At 34.6% G+C, this 20405-nt stretch carries 14 protein-coding genes; 4 read left to right on the forward strand and 10 right to left on the reverse strand.

Going from position 1 to position 20405, the window contains the following annotated elements; translation table 11 throughout:
• Positions 1-24 precede the first annotated feature (24 nt).
• The gene (locus DMZ43_RS12910; RefSeq protein ID WP_131508790.1) at positions 25-1974 is read left to right on the forward strand and encodes a YgiQ family radical SAM protein; all 1950 of its coding nucleotides are present in this window, start codon (positions 25-27) and stop codon (positions 1972-1974) included.
• 5 nt (positions 1975-1979) lie between these two features.
• Here the strand turns inward: DMZ43_RS12910 and DMZ43_RS12915 are convergent, their stop codons facing one another.
• Positions 1980-2198: a hypothetical protein gene (locus tag DMZ43_RS12915; protein WP_131508791.1), complete on the reverse strand. Its 219-nt coding sequence runs from the start codon at positions 2196-2198 to the stop codon at positions 1980-1982.
• Positions 2199-2208: 10 nt separating this feature from the next.
• Positions 2209-2700: a DinB family protein gene (locus DMZ43_RS12920; protein WP_131508792.1), complete on the reverse strand. Its 492-nt coding sequence runs from the start codon at positions 2698-2700 to the stop codon at positions 2209-2211.
• A gap of 230 nt (positions 2701-2930) precedes the next feature.
• Here DMZ43_RS12920 and DMZ43_RS12925 point away from each other — a divergent pair, with 230 nt between their 5' ends.
• The gene (locus DMZ43_RS12925; protein WP_131508793.1) at positions 2931-3887 is read left to right on the forward strand and encodes a YafY family protein; all 957 of its coding nucleotides are present in this window, start codon (positions 2931-2933) and stop codon (positions 3885-3887) included.
• Between the two features lie 12 nt (positions 3888-3899).
• Here the strand turns inward: DMZ43_RS12925 and DMZ43_RS12930 are convergent, their stop codons facing one another.
• The 3 genes from DMZ43_RS12930 to DMZ43_RS12940 form a co-directional block, all read right to left on the reverse strand.
• Positions 3900-4853, reverse strand: a complete 954-nt coding sequence (locus DMZ43_RS12930) for a bile acid:sodium symporter family protein (protein ID WP_131508794.1) — start codon at positions 4851-4853, stop codon at positions 3900-3902.
• 20 nt (positions 4854-4873) lie between these two features.
• Positions 4874-7738, reverse strand: coding sequence for a DNA polymerase I (gene polA / locus DMZ43_RS12935; protein WP_131508795.1), 2865 nt, complete (start codon positions 7736-7738; stop codon positions 4874-4876).
• A 99-nt stretch (positions 7739-7837) separates the two neighbouring features.
• The gene (locus tag DMZ43_RS12940) at positions 7838-8104 is read right to left on the reverse strand and encodes a hypothetical protein (RefSeq protein ID WP_129760939.1); all 267 of its coding nucleotides are present in this window, start codon (positions 8102-8104) and stop codon (positions 7838-7840) included.
• Positions 8105-8280: 176 nt separating this feature from the next.
• On the opposite strand from DMZ43_RS12940, the gene DMZ43_RS12945 reads away from it, so the two are divergent.
• Entirely contained in the window at positions 8281-9693 is a 1413-nt protein-coding gene (locus DMZ43_RS12945) for an aldehyde dehydrogenase family protein (protein ID WP_131508796.1), read from the forward strand.
• Between the two features lie 52 nt (positions 9694-9745).
• On the opposite strand, the gene DMZ43_RS12950 is transcribed toward DMZ43_RS12945, so the two are convergent.
• On the reverse strand, positions 9746-12334 hold the full coding sequence (locus tag DMZ43_RS12950) for a T9SS type A sorting domain-containing protein (RefSeq protein WP_131508797.1): 2589 nt from the start codon (positions 12332-12334) through the stop codon (positions 9746-9748).
• Between the two features lie 126 nt (positions 12335-12460).
• On the opposite strand from DMZ43_RS12950, the gene DMZ43_RS12955 reads away from it, so the two are divergent.
• Positions 12461-14407: a histidine kinase dimerization/phosphoacceptor domain -containing protein gene (locus tag DMZ43_RS12955; RefSeq protein WP_131508798.1), complete on the forward strand. Its 1947-nt coding sequence runs from the start codon at positions 12461-12463 to the stop codon at positions 14405-14407.
• Here the strand turns inward: DMZ43_RS12955 and DMZ43_RS12960 are convergent.
• The 4 genes from DMZ43_RS12960 to DMZ43_RS12975 form a co-directional block, all read right to left on the reverse strand.
• Positions 14388-15002 carry a response regulator gene (locus tag DMZ43_RS12960; protein ID WP_131508799.1) on the reverse strand — a complete coding sequence of 205 codons (615 nt, stop codon included), beginning with the start codon at positions 15000-15002 and terminating at the stop codon, positions 14388-14390. The genes DMZ43_RS12955 and DMZ43_RS12960 overlap by 20 nt on opposite strands.
• Before the next feature lie 70 nt (positions 15003-15072).
• A complete protein-coding gene (locus DMZ43_RS12965; RefSeq protein ID WP_131508800.1) occupies positions 15073-16080 on the reverse strand; it encodes an isoaspartyl peptidase/L-asparaginase family protein in 1008 nt (335 codons plus the stop codon).
• Positions 16077-17387 (reverse strand): sugar MFS transporter, encoded by a 1311-nt coding sequence (locus tag DMZ43_RS12970; RefSeq protein ID WP_131508801.1) that lies wholly within the window; start codon positions 17385-17387, stop codon positions 16077-16079. Before DMZ43_RS12970 ends, DMZ43_RS12965 begins: the two co-directional genes overlap by 4 nt.
• A gap of 19 nt (positions 17388-17406) precedes the next feature.
• Positions 17407-20355 carry a GH92 family glycosyl hydrolase gene (locus DMZ43_RS12975; protein ID WP_131508802.1) on the reverse strand — a complete coding sequence of 983 codons (2949 nt, stop codon included), beginning with the start codon at positions 20353-20355 and terminating at the stop codon, positions 17407-17409.
• Positions 20356-20405 lie beyond the last annotated feature (50 nt).

Below are 20405 nucleotides of genomic sequence, written 5' to 3' on the forward strand. Positions count from 1 at the left end.
ATTTCTATTTACCTTTGTGCCGTTATGCAAGAAGAATTAAGACTTTCTAGTTGGTTACCTACCACAAATAAAGAGGTGAAAATTCGCGGATGGGAATACCTGGATGTAATTCTATTTAGCGGCGATGCTTATGTAGATCATCCCACGTTTGGTCCTGCAGTAATCGGACGTTTGCTAGAAAGTATGGGTTTACGTGTGGCTATAGTACCGCAACCAAATGTTAATGATAATCTTCAGGATTTTGTAAAGTTGGGTAAACCACGTTTATTCTTCGGTGTTACAGGTGGTTGCATGGATCCTATGATTAGCAACTACAACGCCAATAAAAAGCGTCGAGATAAAGATGCTTACACGCCAAATGGCGAAATAGGATTTAGACCAGATTACGCATCTACCGTCTACAGTAAAATTTTAAAAGAAAAATGGCCTGATACACCAGTTTTAATTGGTGGTATTGAAGGTTCATTACGTCGTGTCACACATTACGATTATTGGAGTGACCAATTAATGCCAACTATTTTAGAAACCTCTAAAGCAGATATGTTGGTGTACGGAATGGGCGAACAGCCATTACGTGAAATTGTGCGTCTGTTAGAACGTGGTGTACCTTTCAATAGCATTAATACTGTTAATCAAACAGCAATTCTTATTAATGATGAAAACGATATTCCTAAAAACAAGAATTGGGAAGATGTTGAAATCGCATCTCACGAAACTTGTTTAAAAGACAAAAAAGCATACGCGTCTAACTTTAAAGTTATAGAGCAAGAGTCCAATAAATTAGCTGCAAGACGTATTTTTCAAAAGGTAGGTAATAAGATGCTGATGATAAATCCGCCGTATCCTACAATGACGGAAGCCGAAATTGATGCGTCTTTCGATTTGCCTTACACGCGTTTACCACACCCAAAATACAATAAGCGCGGACCAATTCCTGCTTACGAGATGATAAAAACGTCTATAAACATTCACCGTGGATGTTTTGGTGGTTGCAGTTTTTGTACCATTTCGGCACATCAAGGAAAATTTATCGCGAGTCGTAGTAAAGAGTCTATATTAAGAGAAGTTGATAAAGTGGCGAATATGCCCGATTTTAAAGGCTATTTATCTGATATTGGTGGGCCAAGTGCAAACATGTACCAAATGAAAGGTAAAGTACAATCTATTTGCGATAAATGTGTTGCACCAAGTTGTATTTCGCCAGTAATTTGTAGCAATTTAGATACGTCTCATAAACCGTTAACCGAATTGTATCAAGCGGTTGATAGTCATCCGAAGGTTAAAAAATCATTTATCGGTTCTGGAATTAGACACGATATGTTGGTGCCAGAATTTAATAAAAACGCAGATCCTAAAGAGTTAGACGATTATACCGAAGAAGTGATGACCAAGCACGTTTCTGGTCGACTTAAAGTAGCGCCAGAACATACTAGTGATCCCGTATTAAAATTAATGCGAAAACCATCGTTTAGTTACTTCCATAAGTTTAAGGAGCGTTTCGATAAAATCAATATCAAGAATAAACTGAACTTACAGTTAATTCCGTATTTCATTTCAAATCATCCAGCATGCGAAGTGGAAGATATGGCAAATCTTGCTGCCGAAACTAAAGATATGGGCTTTCAGCTTGAGCAAGTACAAGGTTTTACGCCAACACCTATGACGGTGGCTACGGTGATTTATTACAGTGGTTACCATCCGTATACACTTAAAAAAGTGAATACGCCAAAAACCAGAAAGGAAAAGGACGAACAACACCGTTTTTTCTTTTGGTATAAAGATGAAAACAAAGCCTGGATAAAAAACACGCTTAATAAATTAGGAAGACAAGATTTACTTGATGTTTTATTGCCTAAAAAAGATGAAAAATGGCGTAAAAATAAACCTGGTAAAACTAAAAACACCTTTAACGATGCTGTACCTTTTAACCAACGAAAAAATAAGGTGAAGTATAAGAAGAGAAAACGTAAATAGGTTTTCTAATCCAATTCTTCGCAATAAAAACCAAGACTTTTAAAGGCCTGTGAAATAGCATAAGGTGTAATGGTTTTGGTTTCAACTCGGAAGATATTGTCACAATCTTCCAAGTCAAAATTCCAATATCCATTTTTGGCAATTAAGCTATTTAAAACAGGCTTTAACTGTTTAATTTCACGATTTGAAGTGATAGATGTTTTAAAGACCAAAACAGAATTCATGCTGTAAATTTTAGCGTTCGTAAAAGAAAGGTGGTTCAATATTTAAAGCACGTAAATACACATAGGCTTGTCCGCGATGATGAATTTCATTATCTATGAAATAAAAAATTGAAGACCAAACAGTACCTTCATATTCACCAAAACTTTTAATAGTGTCATGAAATTGTTCTGGCTTTATTTGCGCCCAATATGTATTGATATCTTCGGTTGTTTTATCCCAAAGCTCAAGCAGTTTTGCCTTCTTATTTTCATGGTTAATGTCTTCATTAAACGCTGCAGTTTTACCAGTAACAATTTCTTTGATACCAGGTGCTGCAATAGCTAAAAGTTCAACAACCATTTCAGAGAAAGGACGCATGCCACCTATTGAAAAATTGAATAAGTCTTTTTCTGTAAAAGCTTCAATAACACGTCGAGTTAAGTTACGATGTCCTTGCCATTGCGCTAATAATTCTTCAGGTGTAATTACTGTTTGTAATGTAGTGTTGGTGTTTGTTTCCATGTTTTTTGTTTTTTGATGTTCTTGTTATTTGAAATCAAAATTACAAGTGCATAGTGACAGCTTTGTGTCAGTAGTAAAAAATAAAGTTTTAAAAAATTTCAACTGACAAACCCTTGTCATACACCACATCTATTTTTGTGTCTTATTAATGATTAATAATTATGTTGAAGGGTAAATTAAATACAAACTTCAACCTGAAAACCTATCTTTGGGATATATGTTACAGCATTATGAGTTTAGACACTGTAAAACGTTTTGATAGAATTGTAGCTATACTTATTCAATTGCAATCCAAACGCATTGTAAAAGCACAAGAATTAGCCCATAGGTTTCAGGTAAGTTTACGAACCATTTATCGCGATATTCGTACGCTTGAAGCTTCGGGAGTGCCAATAGTTAGCGAAGCAGGTGTTGGCTATTCAATAATGGAAGGCTACCGTTTGCCACCAGTTATGTTTACACGCGAAGAAGCAGGTAGTTTTGTTGCTGCCGAAAAACTGATGCAGAAATTTGTAGATAAATCGTTAGGAAATTACTACGAATCAGCAATGCTGAAGTTGAAATCGGTGTTACGTGGACGTGAAAAAGACTGGATTTCTGCTTTAGAATCTCAAATATTAGTCGACCCTTCTCATAAACTATTTAATGATGATTTGCCCAATGCACTAGAGGTACTTTTTGAAAGTATTGCTGAAAAGCGTCAAGTGCATTTAAAATATCAGGCGCTTAACAACGAAAATCCTACCGAACGTTTTGTAGAGCCTGTTGGTATTTATCACGAAACGGGATTTTGGTATGTTTTGGGTTTTTGTCATCTTCGGAAGGATTACAGACAATTTAGAACCGATAGAATGCAAGCCATAAAACCAACCCAACATAGTTTTACAAGAGAGCACATTACCTTAGATGATTACCGTAATAAATTGAATGACGTAGAAAAAACAAAAGTAGTTATTCAAGTAGATAAATCTGTCGTTCGATTTATAAACAATAGCAAATGGCAACACGGATTTGTATCAGAAAAAGTAAAAGGCAATTATGTTGAAATGACGTTCTTAACACCTTATGTAGAACATGGTTTTTCAAGATGGTATATAGTTTTTTCAGATTATGCAAAAATCATAGAACCTGAAAGTTTAAAGCATCAGATAAAAAGTATTCTAGAAAAGGCTATTTCTAAACTTTAATTCAAATAACACTTAATTCCGTTTAGAATGTTTTGAAGCAATCACGCTTATAGCTAAAATTTGAAATGCGTGAAACATCATAATTGGTAGTAAAATAACTCCTAAAAAAGAAGCGTTTTGAAATAGTATTTTTGAAAATACCGTACCATGAACTAACGATTTTTTGGTGCCACAAAATTGAGCTGTAATGCGATCTTCAATATTGAAATTCAGTTTTTTACTTATAAAGCCTATTAAAAAATATACAAGCCAAAACAATACAACAGCTAGAAGAAAAACTCCAATTAAGTTGATAATACTTAAGTTGTCGAAAATGCGGTCTAAAAAGGATTTTGAAAAACTTTTATAGATAATTAATAAAATCACGCTTTTATCAAACAGTGTTATTTTTTTACTGTGCTTTAAAGCAAAAGCACCTAAAAAACGTCTTAATAATAAACCAAGAATAACAGGTGCTAATATTTCCAATAACAATTTTTGATACACATCGATTAAACTATAATCGGTATTGGTAGAAGTCATAAAAAAACCAATCCAAAGCGGTGTGAGCACAACTCCAATTAGTCCCGAAATACTCGCATTAAAAATAGCAGCAGGAATGTTACCCTTTGCAATAGATACCATAACCACTGAGGACGAAACGGTTGAAGGTAAAGCTGCCAAAAACATAAAAGCTAACCACAACGATTTATTATTGGAAGAAATAAAGGGTTGCACTGCCAACACAATTAAAGGGAAAACTACAAACGTTATACTTTGAATAAGCACATGTAATTTCCAGTTTTTTAACCCTAATTTTATCTGTTCTGGACTCAATTTTAATCCGTAGAAAAAAAAGATGAGTGAAATACCAATACTGCTCAGCGTATTTAAAACTTTTGCGCTTTCACCAGCACCTAAATGTGGGTAAATATATGCTGTTATAACAACGATTATAATAGCAAGAACAAACTTGTCTATTTTCAAATTATAAAAAGATTAAAAAATTAATGCGCCTCCAGCCAATTATCACCAGTATCTAACTCAACATCGAGCGGTACAGACAGTTTATAAGCGTTTTCCATTTCGGTTTTAATTAAGGTTGAAATGGTTTCCAGTTCTGGTTTATAAACGTCGAAAACCAATTCATCGTGCACTTGCAGTAGCATTTTTGTTTTGTAATTGCGAGCTTCAAGTTTGTTGTAAATGGCAATCATAGCGAGTTTAATAATGTCGGCAGCACTACCTTGAATTGGTGCATTTACCGCATTTCGTTCGGCAGCACCACGAACAACCGCATTTCTAGAATTAATATCTTTTAAATATCTGCGTCTACCTAAAACCGTTTGCACATAACCATGGTCACGAGCAAAATCTACTTGTTTACTGATGTAGTTTTTTAGCTTCGGATAAGTTTCGTAATACGTGTCGATTAACTCTTTGGCTTCACTACGAGATAAATTAGTTTGATTGCTTAATCCGAAAGCTGAAACACCATAAATAATACCGAAATTTACGGTTTTGGCGTTGCTACGTTGTTCGCGCGTGACGTCTTCAATAGCCACATTAAATACTTTTGCAGCGGTTGAAGCGTGAATATCTTCACCGTTTTTAAAGGCTTCAATCATGGTTTCCTCTTCACTTAACGCTGCGATGATACGCAATTCAATTTGAGAATAATCGGCAGCTAAAAGGGTGTAATCTTCGCTTCGCGGAATAAACGCCTTTCGCACTTGACGACCACGTTCGGTACGAATAGGAATGTTTTGTAAGTTCGGGTTGTTACTACTTAAACGACCTGTGGCTGCAACAGTTTGCATATAATCGGTGTGTACGCGTCCTGTGGCTTCTTCAACCTGAAGCGGTAACGCATCAACATACGTGCTTTTAAGTTTACTTAAACCTCTAAAATCAAGAATGTTTTGAATGATTTCATGGTCTTTAGCCAAATAACTCAATACATCTTCTGCAGTAGAGTATTGCCCAGTTTTGGTCTTTTTTGGCTTGTCAACCAATTTCATTTTTTCAAACAAAATAATACCCAATTGTTTAGGTGAAGCAATATTGAATTCCTCACCAGCAGCTTCGTAAATGCGCTTTTCAAGTGTAGCAATATCATTGTTTAGTTGCTCTGCTAGAGATGCTAAAAAGTCTTTGTCTAGATTAATGCCTTCCAATTCCATTGCCGCTAAAACGCGCAGTAACGGAATTTCAATATCATCAAACAAGGTTTGGGTATTGGCTTCGCCTAATTCGTTTTGAAAATGTTCTTTTAATTGTAGGGTGATATCGGCATCTTCAACGGCATATTCCGTTTGTTTTTCCAAAGGAACATCGCGCATTGAAAGCTGATTTTTTCCTTTCTTGCCAATTAAGGTTTCAATAGAAATTGGTGTATAATTCAAATAGGTTTCTGCCAAAACATCCATATTGTGGCGCATATCTGGATTGATGAGGTAATGCGCTAACATGGTGTCGAACAACTTACCTTTGACCTCGATGTTGTATTTGGCTAAAACCTTTATATCATATTTTAAATTCTGACCAATTTTCTCAATGGTTTCACTTTCAAAAAACGGACGTAATGTTTCGATTAGGTCTTGCGCTTCGGTTTTGTCTTCAGGAAATGGTAAGTAAAAGCCTTTGCCAACTTCCCATGAAAATGCAATACCAACCAATTCGGCAGTTAACGGATTTAAACCTGTAGTTTCGGTATCAAAACACACCGAAGTTTGGTTCATTAAATTTTTAATAAAAAGTTTTGTTGCCATACCAGAAGCAACGCTTTGGTAAAAATGGCTTGTGTTTTCTGCAGTTTTTCGGATGTGCGATGCTGAACTTGTTTCGGTATCTGCCTCATGAACATCGCCACCAAATAGAGAAAATTGTCCTGCACCAGCAGTCCCCTTTTGTCCTGCTGACATTTTCCCTGAAGGGGAAACAGTTGTATCTGCGGTTTTTGAAGTACTTTCCGTGACTTCAGCTTCTGCAGTAAAAGTTTTTAAGAAGTTTTCAGTAAGTCTTCTAAACTCTAAATCTTGAAAAATAGTTTTAACCGCTTCAATATCTGGGGCGCACATTTCAAAATCTTTCTCATCAAATTCTACCGGAACATCAAGCATTATGGTAGCCAGTTTTTTCGATAGTAAACCTAATTCTTGATTAGCTTCTACCTTCTCCTTCATTTTCCCTTTCAGCTCGTGGATGTTTTCAAATAAACCTTCCATACTTCCGTAGGCTTTCAGGAATTTTTTTGCGGTTTTCTCACCAACACCTGGTAAACCTGGAATGTTATCACTCGCATCACCCATCATTCCTAAGAAATCAATCACCTGTAAAGGGTCTTCAACTTCAAATTTTTTCTGCACTTCTGGAATGCCCCAAGTTTCATAACCGCCACCAAACGATTTTGGTCGGTACATAAAAATGTTTTCAGACACTAACTGCGCAAAATCCTTATCAGGCGTTACCATAAAGGTTTGGTAACCTTGTTTTTCGGCTTGTTTTGATAGGGTTCCTATAACGTCGTCGGCTTCATAGCCTTCCTTCACCATAATAGGAATATGCATTGCTTTTAAAATCTCTTGAATGTAAGGTACAGCAACTTTTATGGCTTCTGGCGTTTCGTCGCGATTAGCTTTGTAAGCCTCAAACATTTCTACTCTATCTGTACTTCCGCCTTTATCGAAACATACGGCTAAATGGTCTGGACGCTCACGTTTTATAACATCTAAAAGTGAGTTCATAAAACCCATAATGGCCGAAGTATCGATGCCTTTTGAGTTGATTCTTGGATTTTTAATAAAGGCATAATACCCACGAAAAATTAACGCGTAAGCATCGACTAGGAAAAGACGTTTTTGGTCTGACATTTTTTGAAATTTTGAAGTCTATAAAACTACAAAACTTAAGAATACTAATAAAAAAAGCCGAAACAATTGTTTCGGCTTTTTTTATAATCTTTATTTATTCTAGCAAAGCTTTATGGTCTTTACTTTTATTTGTAAACTTTTTCTGTAAGCTTTAATACTAATAATATCATTGCTTTTTTTGTGGTTTAAGTTCATTAATTCTGATTTGAATTTAGAACTATCTGTAGTCTCTTTTTTAGACTGAGTATCTTCTTTCTTAGTTGTAGTTTCAATAGTATCACTATTTTTGTTAGTAGCGATATCATTTTGTCCTACAGAAAGTAGAGGTAAACTTAAAAAAACTAAAAATATTAAAACTTTTTTCATGACCTTGTTATAAAGGGTTTATTTTAAAATTCTTGTCAAAGAAACGTAACATTTAAGGCTAGTTTAAATATTTTAGATGAAAACAGTCGATTACTAGATAAGATGAAAAGCATGGTAAAAAACATCGGTGAAATGCACAAAATGAGCTTTGAGCCCAATAAAAACGTTGTTTAGAAATGGTAAATAAGAGTAAAAACACCTATTTAAATCTGTTTAACAGTCAGAAAATCAATCAGTTTTCTGTTGGGAATACAACATACAAAGCACGTATTATGAAACTTAACCGTTTAAAGAACGCATTAGAGTTTACCTATAAACAAAGGCTTAGAGATGCATTGTATAGTGACTTCAAGAAACCACAGTTAGAAACTGACTTAACTGAGATATATCCTGTTATCGATGAAATTAATTTTGTAAAACGAAATCTAAAATCTTGGTTAAAGCCTCAAAAAGTAGAAACACCCATTTCTCTTTTAGGAAGCTCATCATACATTAAAAACGAGGCAAAAGGTGTTTGTTTAATTATTTCACCATGGAATTTTCCTGTCAATCTTACTTTTGGACCATTAGTCTCTGCAATAGCAGCAGGCAATACTGTGATTTTAAAACCTAGCGAAATGACACCTCATACCTCTAAAGTGATGAGTGATATAATTGAGGAGCTGTTTGACGATAATGAAATTGCGCTAGTTGAAGGAGAGGTAGAAGTTTCTCAGGAACTTTTAAAGCTACCTTTTAATCATATCTTTTTTACAGGTTCTCCACAAGTTGGTAAAATAGTAATGAAAGCAGCTTCGGAGCATTTAACATCAGTAACTTTAGAACTTGGAGGGAAATCGCCAACCATAATTGATGATACCACCAATTTGGATAAAGTGGTGAAGAAAATAATTTTTGGAAAATTTATGAATGTTGGTCAAACCTGTATTGCTCCAGATTATGTGTTCATAAACGAAACTATTAAAACAGCATTTATAGCAAGTTTTAAAAAGCATTTAGATGAATTCTATTCAGAAAAAGCCTCTGAGTCCAACTCTTTGGCAAGGATAGTAAACAGAAAACATTTTGAACGATTAAAGTCTTATTTAGAAGATGCATCATTAAAAAATGCAACTATAGAAATAGGAGGAAGCTATAAAGAAGAAGATAATTATATAGAACCTACTTTAGTTTTTGATGCTTCTGAAGATAGTGCACTGATGAAAAACGAAATTTTTGGGCCAATTCTTCCTGTAAAAACTTACGGTAATATTGATGAGGTTATCGACTATATTAATTCAAAAGAAAAGCCGCTTGCCTTATATGTTTTTAGTAAAAACAATAAGACTATAAAACACATTATTGACAACACAAGAGCAGGAAGTACTTGTGTTAACCACAATTTGTTACAGTTTTTAAACCATAACTTGCCTTTTGGAGGCTCAAACAATAGTGGCATTGGGAAATCGCATGGGTATTTTGGTTTTTTGGAATTTACCAATCAACGATCTGTGTTAAAACAACATACTATTGGAGCTGTAGATTTACTAATGCCTCCTTACAATAACTTTAAGCAGAAATTAGTAGACTTAACTATTAAATGGTTTTAAAAAGGAACAACCTCATAGATTGTTCCTTTTTAACTAACTAAACTAAAAAACACTACTCAACCATAATCTTTTTTATAAAACTTCCGGAGAGCGTTTCAATTTTAAGCAAATAAAGACCAGATTTTAAATAACTAACATTAATTTGTTCTTTGTAGGTTGAATTGAAAATTTGTTTTCCCATTAAGTCATAACATTGTATTGCTGTTATTGTTTGATTGTTTGCAATTGAAATATTGATGTAATCCCTTACTGGATTTGGGTAGATGTTAATGGTGTTTTCTAAAGATTGATCCTCAATTCCTAAAGTATTATCTACCCAAATATCAAAAAACGCATAGGGATGAAACATTTCGTTTTGTCTTTGAAAAGCTCTCAAAATATAGGTTTCTCCAGGTATAAGGCCTTCCACTTGGTCTGATCCTTGAAAGCAATGTATTTCATTACCATTGCAAGCATCAAAAACTGCATAATGGTTGTAAACATAACTTGTGATAGTTAGATTTCCGGGAAGGTTGGGCATAGTGAACTCAAACCAAACATCAACATAATCTTCTAGATTGAATGTGCCACAACCGTATTCTTCATTTATCTCTGAACCAAATGTGTAAAAATTTATTTCTTGTGCAGTATCTGTTATTGTTGGAATGGTTTCCGCATTTGCACAAGCGTCATTTTCAGCTCTTTCAAAAACTCTTAAATTCATGGAATGAAAATCAGCAGGACCAAATAGAGTTGATTCTGTGTTAAAAAAGCGAATTAAATACGTGTTGCCTTCAATTAAATTGTCAATGAGTTTAAAAGCTGATGAGGTTTCTAAAGCACAAAATAGCTGATTACCATTACAAGCATCATAAACAGCAATACCATTCCCTCCAGGAGTGTCAACAAATAAGTTTCCTGTTATAGGCATAGTGACTTGCCACCAAGCATCTAGAATATAATCTGAATCACCTATACAGGTTTCTTCAGTGCTAACACTTGCACCTCCTAAATTGAAGTAAATTGCTGTATTATCTGAAGTTAATGTAGGTAATACTTCGGCATTACTACAGATATCATTTGATATACGCTCATAAGCTCTAATTGCAAACTGGTTCCCGTCAGGATATATAGTTCGAGGTCTGTAAATACGTAACAGATATGTTTGTCCCTGTACTAAATCATCTATGAGTTTATTTTCTGAAAAACAATACAGCAAATTGCCGCCACAAGCGTTGTAAATAGCTGCTTTGTTGTAATTATATGATGTAGATGGATTTATATAAAGATTGCCGTTTACTGGCATTGTAAATTCATACCAAAAATCGGTGTAGTCATCAATATCTGTATCATCACAACCTATTTCATGATTATAAACTGCTGAATCCAAGTCTAAATCGATAGTGGTTTCAGTTGTTGTAACCGTAAGAACTTCTGGAGATGAGCAATCTAAAATAGTTGGGTCAGTCGCTTTTAAGGTAAAGGAATTGTAAGACATATTATCCACTTGGTCTTCTTCTCTATATACCTTTAATATATAACTTTCTCCTTGCTCAAGTTCATCAACATATAATGGGATAGAAGTCTCGTAAAATAAAGGTGAACAATAGATTAAAGTACCATTACAAGCATTGTATAATGAAAACTTATTGATGGTTGAGGCACTCATTATTTCTAATGACCCATCAACAGGCATTGTAAAACTGTACCAAAGATCAGCATAATTATCAGCGCTACTTTCATTACAGGCAATTTCATTATTAATAGTTGCTCCAAGCATACTGAAGTTTACTGTTTGAGTGTTTGTTGTAAGGTTGATGTTTTCTGCATTTAAACAATTGTCATTAAGGCTAAACTCATAAGCTTGAACAGTAAAACTTAAACCGAGATGCGAAAGGGTTGCTGTTTCACTTCTAAAAATGCGTAGTTTATAGTTTTGCCCTTGTGTTAAAGTTGTTAGTGTTTGTGATTGGTTAAAGCATACTATTTCATTGCCACCACAAGCATCATATAATACAAAGTTGTTAAATGAAGAGTTACTTTCAATGTTGAAATAACCAGTAACAGGCATTGTAAAATCAAACCATACATCAGTATAATCGTCAGGAGAGTCTCCATTACAGGCAGCCTCATTGTTTATTACAGCACCTCCTATATTAAAGTCTACTGATTGAACAGTGTTATCAACAATAATCGTTTCAGAATTATTACAGGTGTCATTTGCTGGAGTTTCGTAGGCTCTTATTAAAAAAGATTGATTATTACCATCGTTGTGTGGCAGCCATCTACGAACTCTTAATATATAGGAGCTTCCTTGTATAAGGTCATCAATAAGCTTGTTGCTGGTAAAACAGTGCAATTCTGTACCATTACAGCTATTATAAATATTAAATCTGTTTTTAGTAACTGAACCATTAATGTAAAGTTTACCTGTAACAGGCATTATAAATTGATACCAAACATCTACATAGTCATCTGCCGGATCTCCAGAGCAACCAGATTCATTATTGACAGTTGCGTTAGTTAAATCAAAATCAATATTTTGAAATGATGTGTTTATAGTAATAAATTGTGCGCTAGTACAGGCATCATTACTCGGTTGTGCAAATACTGCTATTCCAAAAAGAACATAAAAAGCCAAAAAAGTAAATCTTGTTTTCATAAGTAATAAAGTTGTGATTAATATAGCGTTGCTAAATTCTTATAATACAGGCAACTCTATTTCATACTTTTGGGTGATTTTTTGAAGAAATGGTTTTGTAAATTTGTTTCACTAACTTGAAAATCAATGTGTAAATTTTTTAGTTTTTGCCTTTTCGTAACCTTAAGCGGTTTGTGTTCGTATGCTCAAGATGCCAAACCAGACGCTTATCAGGATAGTTTGCAAACAATTATTGATAGCAACGTCTCTAAAACTTTAAAAAAGGACGCGCTTTTTTTGCTAGGTGAGCATTTGGTACAGCGTGATCCTGATAGAGCTGAAAACATAGCAAGTAAACTTCAGGAGGCTTATATTAAATCAACTGATAGTAGTGCTGTAATACGCAATAACTACATTTTTGCCGCTAGTCATCGTTGGCAAGGTGATTATAAAACGGCTTTAGATTATTATCAGTCTATTTACAATTATTCCAAACGAAAAAAAGATTCTATTGACATGGCTAAAAGCGGTCATTTTATAGGAACTATAAATATGTTTTTGGGTAATAATGTTATTTCTCAAAACCACTTGATTGAGGTTGCTAGCATTTATGATAAGCTTGGAACTGCCGAACAAAAAGCTGATATCAATAACTCTTTGGCTGGGTTTTACCTTAATATGGATCAAATTGAAAAAGGTAAAGACAAATACCTTTTAGCTTTAGAACAATATGAGAAGCTCAATGACAGTGCTGGTATGGCAAGTGCTAATGCCAATTTAGGGATGCTTTATACTGAATTGGGTGAGTTTGATAAAGCTGAAATGCATCTAATGAAACAAAAAGCGCTGAATGCAGTGTTTCCTACGTTGCGAGAAATGGGCTTTCATTATGATTTTTTAGGTGTGTTAAGGCAAGAACAAGGTAGGTTAAACGACGCTTACCAAGAACATTTAAAAGCTTTAAAAATTCGAGAAAACTTAAGTAGCACCTATAATTTGTGCGAATCAAAGCTAAATATGGGTGAAGTACTCATTAAGCTGAAACGTTATCCTGAAGCTATTTCACATTTAAAAGATGTATTTAGCTATGATGAGCATCAATCATTGTATCAGCAACAAGCGGCTTATCAATTACTATCTGAGGCTTATGAAAAAAATGGCGATTATAAATCGTCTTTAACCAATTTTAAAGCCTTTAAAAGGTTGAGTGATTCAATTTATTCGGAAGAATCTATCGAGATTATAGCCGAAAAAGATGCGCGCTACAATCAGCAAAAAAAGGATGCTGAAATTACATTGCTCAATAAAGAAAAAGAGCTTTCTGAAACTAAATTATCACGATCAAAATCTATTCAACTCATATCGCTTGTAGCCTTGCTATTGTTGAGTATTGCAGCCATTGCTTTATATCAACTTTATCGAAAAATTAAAAGTAAAAACAACACCATTTCCAAGGCGTTAAGTGATAGAGAATTGTTGCTTCATGAAACACATCATCGTGTAAAGAATAATTTACAGATGATATCTAGCTTACTCAATTTACAGTCTAAATATGTAGAAGACCCGAAAGCGCTTGAGGCACTTCAAAATGGAAGAAATCGCGTTCAGTCTATGGCAATTCTTCATAAAAATTTATACACTGGCGAAGATTTAACAACAGTTAATATTCAAAGCTATTTTGAAGGATTGGTTGATAGCATTTTTAGTTCGTATCACAAAACAGGAAAAGAAATTACTGCGACAGTAAAAGCAAAAGATATCGTGCTAGATATTGAAAAGGTAATTCATATTGGGCTTATTGTGAATGAGTTGGTGACCAATTCTTTAAAACACGCTTTTAATAATGTAGAAGCAAATTTAGAACCAAAAATTCAGATTGAAATGACTGAAACAGCAATGAACTATAACCTTGTTGTTTTTGATAATGGTGTTGGTATTTCAGAAAAAATAATAAAAAGAGGTAAAGAAGAAACCTTCGGACAACGATTAATACGCTCGTTAACGCAAAAGTTGAAAGCAACTATTGAGACTAATAATACTCACGGAACGCATATAAGTATAACAATTCCTAAAACTAATAAAGCAGCTCGTTAAGAAGTGTAATAGTTTCTGACCGTGTATGTGTATTCAGTTTTTCGTAAATATTTTTAATGTGGGTTTTAATAGTATTGACACTTACAAATTGCTCATCGGCTAGTTGCTGATTTGTTTTTCCGCTGTAAAGTCCTTTTAGCACATCAAATTCTTTTTGCGTTAAAGGTGTTGTTATTAAATTATTTATTGTGTCGCGATTAAGTGCTACAGGAAGTACAAACTTTGAAAAATTATGTAAGGCAATTTCAATGCTAGAAAATAGTTCACGCTCATTAAAAGGTTTAACAATATATCCCATAGGGAATGTGTTTTTTGCGCGCTCAATAATGTTTTTACTAGAGTACGAAGTCAGATATAAAAACGGGATTTTACGTGTTTTATTTATATGTTCAGCAATTTCAAAACCTTCATATTCACCTTCTAAATTTATATCTAAAAGTATTAAGTCAGGTTGCAATTCATCTACTGCTTGTAAAGCGTCATTTTTATCATAGGCAATACCAACCACAAAATAATCTGCACTAGTAAGCATATCTTTTATGTCATCAGAAATGATTGGGTCGTCCTCAATAATAAGTACACGAATGGCTGACATAAGGCATTGTTTTATAATTTAAAGATAGCAATACCTATTTTAATTAAAGGTTAAGTTGTTAAAAAAGTGCTTATTCTGTTTTAATAAAATGATTAGATGTTTGATTGGTATTCTCTCCATCTTGAAATTTTGTCATACTAAAACCGTTATGAATAGAGTAACTTCCTGTTTCTCCTTGTTTGTTTACTGCAATGTACCCAACCTGAAAATCCTTGTAATTACTATTAGGTTTACTAACAATACGATTTATAGCTTCTTCACAAGCTTCTTGCGGCGATTTGCCTTGACGCATCAATTCAACCACCAGAAAGCTGCCAACTGTTTTTACAACTTCTTCACCCAATCCAGTAGCCACACAAGCACCAATTTCGTTATCTACAAATAAACCAGAACCAATTATTGGGCTATCACCAACACGACCAGCCATTTTATAAGCAAGACCACTTGTTGTACAGGCACCAGAAATATCACCATTTTCATCAATAGCAAGCATACCAATAGTATCGTGGTTTTCAATGTTAATGATAGGCTTATACTCGCTTTTTACTTTCCATTCCTCCCAAGCTTTTTTTGATGATTCCGTTAGTAAGTTGTCCTTTGGCATTCCTAATTCATAGGCATATTGTTCAGCGCCTTTTCCAGCAAGCATAACATGTGGTGTGTCTTCCATAACTTTACGGGCTACTGAAACAGCATGTACAATATTTTCAAGATATACTACCGATCCACAATTACCATGCTTGTCCATAATGCAAGCGTCTAACGTTACGTGACCATCACGATCTGGTAAACCACCTTTTCCTACGGAAGTATTATTGACATCAGCTTCTTCAACCATGCAGCCTTTTTCAACGGCATCTAATGCAGAACCTCCATTTTTTAGAGTTTCCCAAGCTTTTGAAGTAGCATTAGGTACATTCCAAGTAGCAATAACCAATGGAAGTGATGCTTTCGGGTTTGCAACAACTGAAGTTTTTTCGGTTTTTGAATTCTCTTGAGCACATGCAATTAATGATGAACCAACGGTTAATCCAACTCCAGTAAGTGAAGCGTTTTTTATAAAGTGTCTGCGTTTCATAAATTAAAAGTTTTTTTAGAGTTTCTGTAGCCATAATACAAGATGTATGCATAAGCACAAATCACTAAAAATAAAGCAGGTTTAAATCCGATGTTATCTGTTAGAAATCCGTATGCAGGCGGAATAATAGCACCACCAACAATAGCAGTACATAAAAGCCCTGAACCTTTTGGTTTTAATGACCCAATACCATCAATAGCCAATGTGAAAATGGTAGGGAACATAATAGAATTGAATAATCCTACCGCTAAAATACTCCACATTGAAACCAATCCTGTTGTACTAATAGATATCAAGATTAAAGCAACAGCACAAGTAGCAAATATACCAAGTACTTTTCCTGGGTTAATGATTTTAGTTAAGTACGAACCTATAAAACGACCAATCATAGCACCTGACCAATAAAAGGTAACAAATACACCAACAACTGCTTTGTCATCTTTTTCAGCTAAACCAGAATTTAATAGCGATTCAGCGATTGATTTCATAAACCCTTCTTCTTTGATGAGTGATACTAAATTCATATCCATGAAATAATTTACCAAGTAACTACCTATAGCAACTTCGGCTCCTACATAACAGAAAATGCCAAATACACCAAGCATAAGGTTTTTCTGTTTTAAGGCATTTTTATAAGTTCCTGTTTCGGTTTCGCTAATAAGTTTTGGGAGTTTAGCAAAAAAGAAATAGATAGCAATAAGCACGATAAACAATGCTAGACCAATAAAAGGTGTTTGAACAGCTGAAGCTTCAGCAATTAAATATTGTTCTTTAGCAGTGCCAACCAAAGCATCTATTTCGTCTTTAGTTTTAATTTTATCACTTAAAATGAATAATGCGCCAATGGCAGGAGCAATTGCAGTTCCTAATGAATTGAAGGCTTGCGATAAATTTAATCGACTAGATGCACCATCTTCAGAACCCAAAACTGCAACATACGGGTTTGCTGCTACCTGTAAAATGGTAATGCCTCCAGCTAAAATAAAATAAGCCAACATAAATATTCCGAATACACGATAGGATGCTGCAGGATAAAACAACAAGCAACCTAATGCCATAGTAACCAAGCCTAGAATAATTCCTTTTTTATAACCAATTTTTGAGAGGATATAACTCGCAGGAATTGACAGTAAGAAAAAGGCACCAAAAAATGCAAATTGAACCATGCCTGCTTGGAAGTAGGTGAGCGTGAAAAGCTCTCTTAGTCGAGGTATAAGTGAATCGACTAAAACTGTTATAAATCCCCAAAGGAAAAATAATACAGTAAGTAGAATGAATGATGAGCGATAGGATTTTTGTTGGGTCATGATTAAATGTTAGTTAGTTTTATTTAATTGTAATTTCATCAGCAAATAGCCAGCTTCTTCCGTCGTGTTCGTAACCTAAATGCCATTCAGGAAGTTCACCTAGTGTTTTGGCTTTTATTTTTATATAACGGTATTTTTTTGGCACTTGTTTAAAGTGAAATTGTTTGATTTCTACGTTTTCATTTGGAGAAATGTTTTCTGATACGCGAGGTGAATCAATAGGTGTAAATGTTTTACCATCATTGGAACCAAAACAAGTAACTTCAGTAGGATAAAATATCCAAGAGCGTTGATCTTCCAGAAAGTTTATGGTAACCAGATTAACAAGGGTTTCTTTTCCTAAATCTACTGTTGCTATTAAATCAGTGTTATGATACCCTTGCCAAGTACCAGTTCTGAAATCTTGGGTTCCAAGAATACCATCAATTAAGGCATCGTTACCACCACCATTGTATTGGTTGGCGTATTCGGTTTCAAGAGTAATAGAAAGGTTAGGGTCTATTTTATAAAACTTGGTTTCAACCGTTGCGCTTTTGATTTTGTTTTTTTCTGAATACACTTTTAAGTTTGTAGCTTCTGAAATTTTAAAAGGCGCATCGTATAATTTGAAATCTTCATCATTCAAACTATAAAAAATGGAAGCGCTTTCATCTACATTTTCTAGAACAACTTCGGTTTCACCTTTAAAAGCGACATCGCCTTCTGCAATGAAAGGCACAGGAACAACGAGGTGTTCGTCAATGCTTTTTTTAGGCTCTTGTCCTTCTCGACTTCCCCAAACAGCAGGATTGTCGGTCATTTTAAATTCCAATGTGCCACCTTCTGCAATTTCGTGATGATAAATAAATGTTCTGTCAAGCGATTTTCCGTTGAGGTAAACATGCTCAATGTAAATGTTTTTATCATTTAGATTGGTAGCAATAACATTAAATTGCTTGCCATTTTCCATATTGATTGTGGCTTTGTCAAATAAAGGTGTGCCAATAATATACTCATTACTTGCTGGAGTCACAGGATAGAATCCCATTGATGAAAACACATACCATGCGCTCATTTGTCCACAATCCTCATTACCCGAAATACCATTAGGTGTGTTAGTGTACAATTCGGTTAAAATTTGGTGTACGCGTTCTTGAGTTTTATGTGGCCTATTTACAAAATTATAAAGGTAAGCCATGTGGTGACTTGGCTCATTACCATGTGCATATTGTCCAATTAAACCTGTAATATCTACTTGATGACGTCCAGAAGTTTTGTCATTGGCAGTAAATAAGGTGTCTAATTGGGTTTCGAGTTTATCTTTTCCGCCTAATAAATTCATAAACCCAGAAATGTCTTGAGGCACATAAAAACTGTATTGCCAAGAATTGGCTTCAGTATAATTGAAGTTCACTTCATAAGGATCAAAAGGCGCAAACCATGTATTTCTAAAACGACCACGCATAAATTTGGTTTCTGGGTCGTAACTGTTTTTATAATATTGCGCACGTTCCGTATAAGTTTTGTAGTCTTCGGTTTTGTTCATGGCTTTTGCCATTTGGGCAATGGTCCAGTCGTCATAAGCATATTCCAAAGTTTTTGAAACCGATTCGCTTTCTTCTTCTACAGGAATAAATCCAAATTCTTTGTAGCTTTTCAATCCTAATTTATCTCTTGTTGCACTGTGTTTCATGGCTTCAAAAGCTTTTTCGGTGTTGTACTCACGAATCCCTTTTAAGTAAGCGTCAGTAATTACAGGAACTGCGTGATAACCAATCATGCAACCCGTGTAATTAGCGCTTAAATCCCAAATTGGCATGATGCCGCCTTCATCATATTTTGCTAAAAATGTATTGATGAAATCGTTTGTTCGGTCTTCTTCAATAATGGTGTAAAGCGGATGCGCTGCACGATAGGTATCCCAAAGTGAGAACACTGTGTAATACTCAAAATCTTTGGTTTCATGAATTTCCAAATCCATACCACGATATCTTCCATCAACATCTTGATATAAGTTTGGCGCAATCATGGTGTGATATAATGCTGTGTAAAAGTTTGCTTTGTAATCGTCGTTTTGGCTTTCAACCACAATTTTTTCTAGTTGCTGCTCCCAAGTGTTTTGAGCTTCGGTTTTAATATCGTCAAAAGTTTTGTCTCCTATTTCAGTTTCCCAATTATGTTTTGCGCCAGCTTCATCAACTGCTGAAATACCTATTTTAATATAAATAGGATCATTGTTTGGGTTTTTGAATTTTATTGCTGCCTTTTTGCTTTGGTATTTGTAGTTTTTTGAAACTTCAGTGTCATTTTCAACATAAGAAATACTTTCAATAGGTTTTGAAAAATACATGTCAAAAAACAAACGTTGGTCTGTTGCCCAAGCTTTGGAATGTCTGTAACCTTTAATCGATTGACTATCGACCATCTGAATTTTATAGTCCAAAAGTTGGTCGCGATGGTCTAAATCTAAAATCACATATTGATTTTCAGAAGAAGGAAATTGGTATTTATGTATACCACTTCGTTTGGAAACAGTGAGTTCTACATCAATTTCTGTAGAATCTAAATGTACTTTATAATAACCAGGTTCAGCAATTTCGTTGTCATGAGAAAAATGTGCTCTGTAACCTGATTTTCCGTTAGCTCCATTATTAAAAGCAACCTTGTTTGTTGGCATTAATAAAATGTCACCATAGTCAGAAACTCCTGTTCCGCTTAAATGTGTATGCGAAAAGCCATAGATATATTCATCTGAATAATGATATCCAGAGCAACCATCCCAACCATCAAGTCGCGTATCTGGAGACAGTTGCATCATACCAAAAGGTATAGTTGCTCCAGGATAGGTATGGCCATGACCACCAGTACCAATAAACGGATTAACATAAGAAATTAAAGATTTGTCTTTTTGAGCAGGTTCAAATGGTTTGTTTTCAGTGCATCCGAAAAAAAAGGATGTCAATAAAACAATAAAAAAGCAACGTTTCATGCTGAGGTATTAAATTGGAGGCAAAAGATACTAAATCTTAACATATAGTT

It is taken from the genome of Meridianimaribacter sp. CL38 (assembly GCF_004328055.1).
GTDB classification, from domain to species: Bacteria; Bacteroidota; Bacteroidia; order Flavobacteriales; family Flavobacteriaceae; genus Gaetbulibacter_B; species Gaetbulibacter_B jejuensis.

Excerpts from the sequence above, each read along its gene's own strand:
- DMZ43_RS12910 (WP_131508790.1), top strand. The coding sequence starts at position 25 with ATGCAAGAAGAATTAAGACTTTCTAGTTGGTTACCTACCACAAATAAA.
- DMZ43_RS12915 (WP_131508791.1), bottom strand. The coding sequence starts at position 2,198 with ATGAATTCTGTTTTGGTCTTTAAAACATCTATCACTTCAAATCGTGAA.
- DMZ43_RS12920 (WP_131508792.1), bottom strand. The coding sequence starts at position 2,700 with ATGGAAACAAACACCAACACTACATTACAAACAGTAATTACACCTGAA.
- DMZ43_RS12925 (WP_131508793.1), top strand. The coding sequence starts at position 2,931 with ATGAGTTTAGACACTGTAAAACGTTTTGATAGAATTGTAGCTATACTT.
- polA (WP_131508795.1), bottom strand. The coding sequence starts at position 7,738 with ATGTCAGACCAAAAACGTCTTTTCCTAGTCGATGCTTACGCGTTAATT.
- DMZ43_RS12940 (WP_129760939.1), bottom strand. The coding sequence starts at position 8,104 with ATGAAAAAAGTTTTAATATTTTTAGTTTTTTTAAGTTTACCTCTACTT.
- DMZ43_RS12945 (WP_131508796.1), top strand. The coding sequence starts at position 8,281 with ATGGTAAATAAGAGTAAAAACACCTATTTAAATCTGTTTAACAGTCAG.
- DMZ43_RS12950 (WP_131508797.1), bottom strand. The coding sequence starts at position 12,334 with ATGAAAACAAGATTTACTTTTTTGGCTTTTTATGTTCTTTTTGGAATA.
- DMZ43_RS12955 (WP_131508798.1), top strand. The coding sequence starts at position 12,461 with ATGTGTAAATTTTTTAGTTTTTGCCTTTTCGTAACCTTAAGCGGTTTG.
- DMZ43_RS12960 (WP_131508799.1), bottom strand. The coding sequence starts at position 15,002 with ATGTCAGCCATTCGTGTACTTATTATTGAGGACGACCCAATCATTTCT.
- DMZ43_RS12965 (WP_131508800.1), bottom strand. The coding sequence starts at position 16,080 with ATGAAACGCAGACACTTTATAAAAAACGCTTCACTTACTGGAGTTGGA.
- DMZ43_RS12970 (WP_131508801.1), bottom strand. The coding sequence starts at position 17,387 with ATGACCCAACAAAAATCCTATCGCTCATCATTCATTCTACTTACTGTA.
- DMZ43_RS12975 (WP_131508802.1), bottom strand. The coding sequence starts at position 20,355 with ATGAAACGTTGCTTTTTTATTGTTTTATTGACATCCTTTTTTTTCGGA.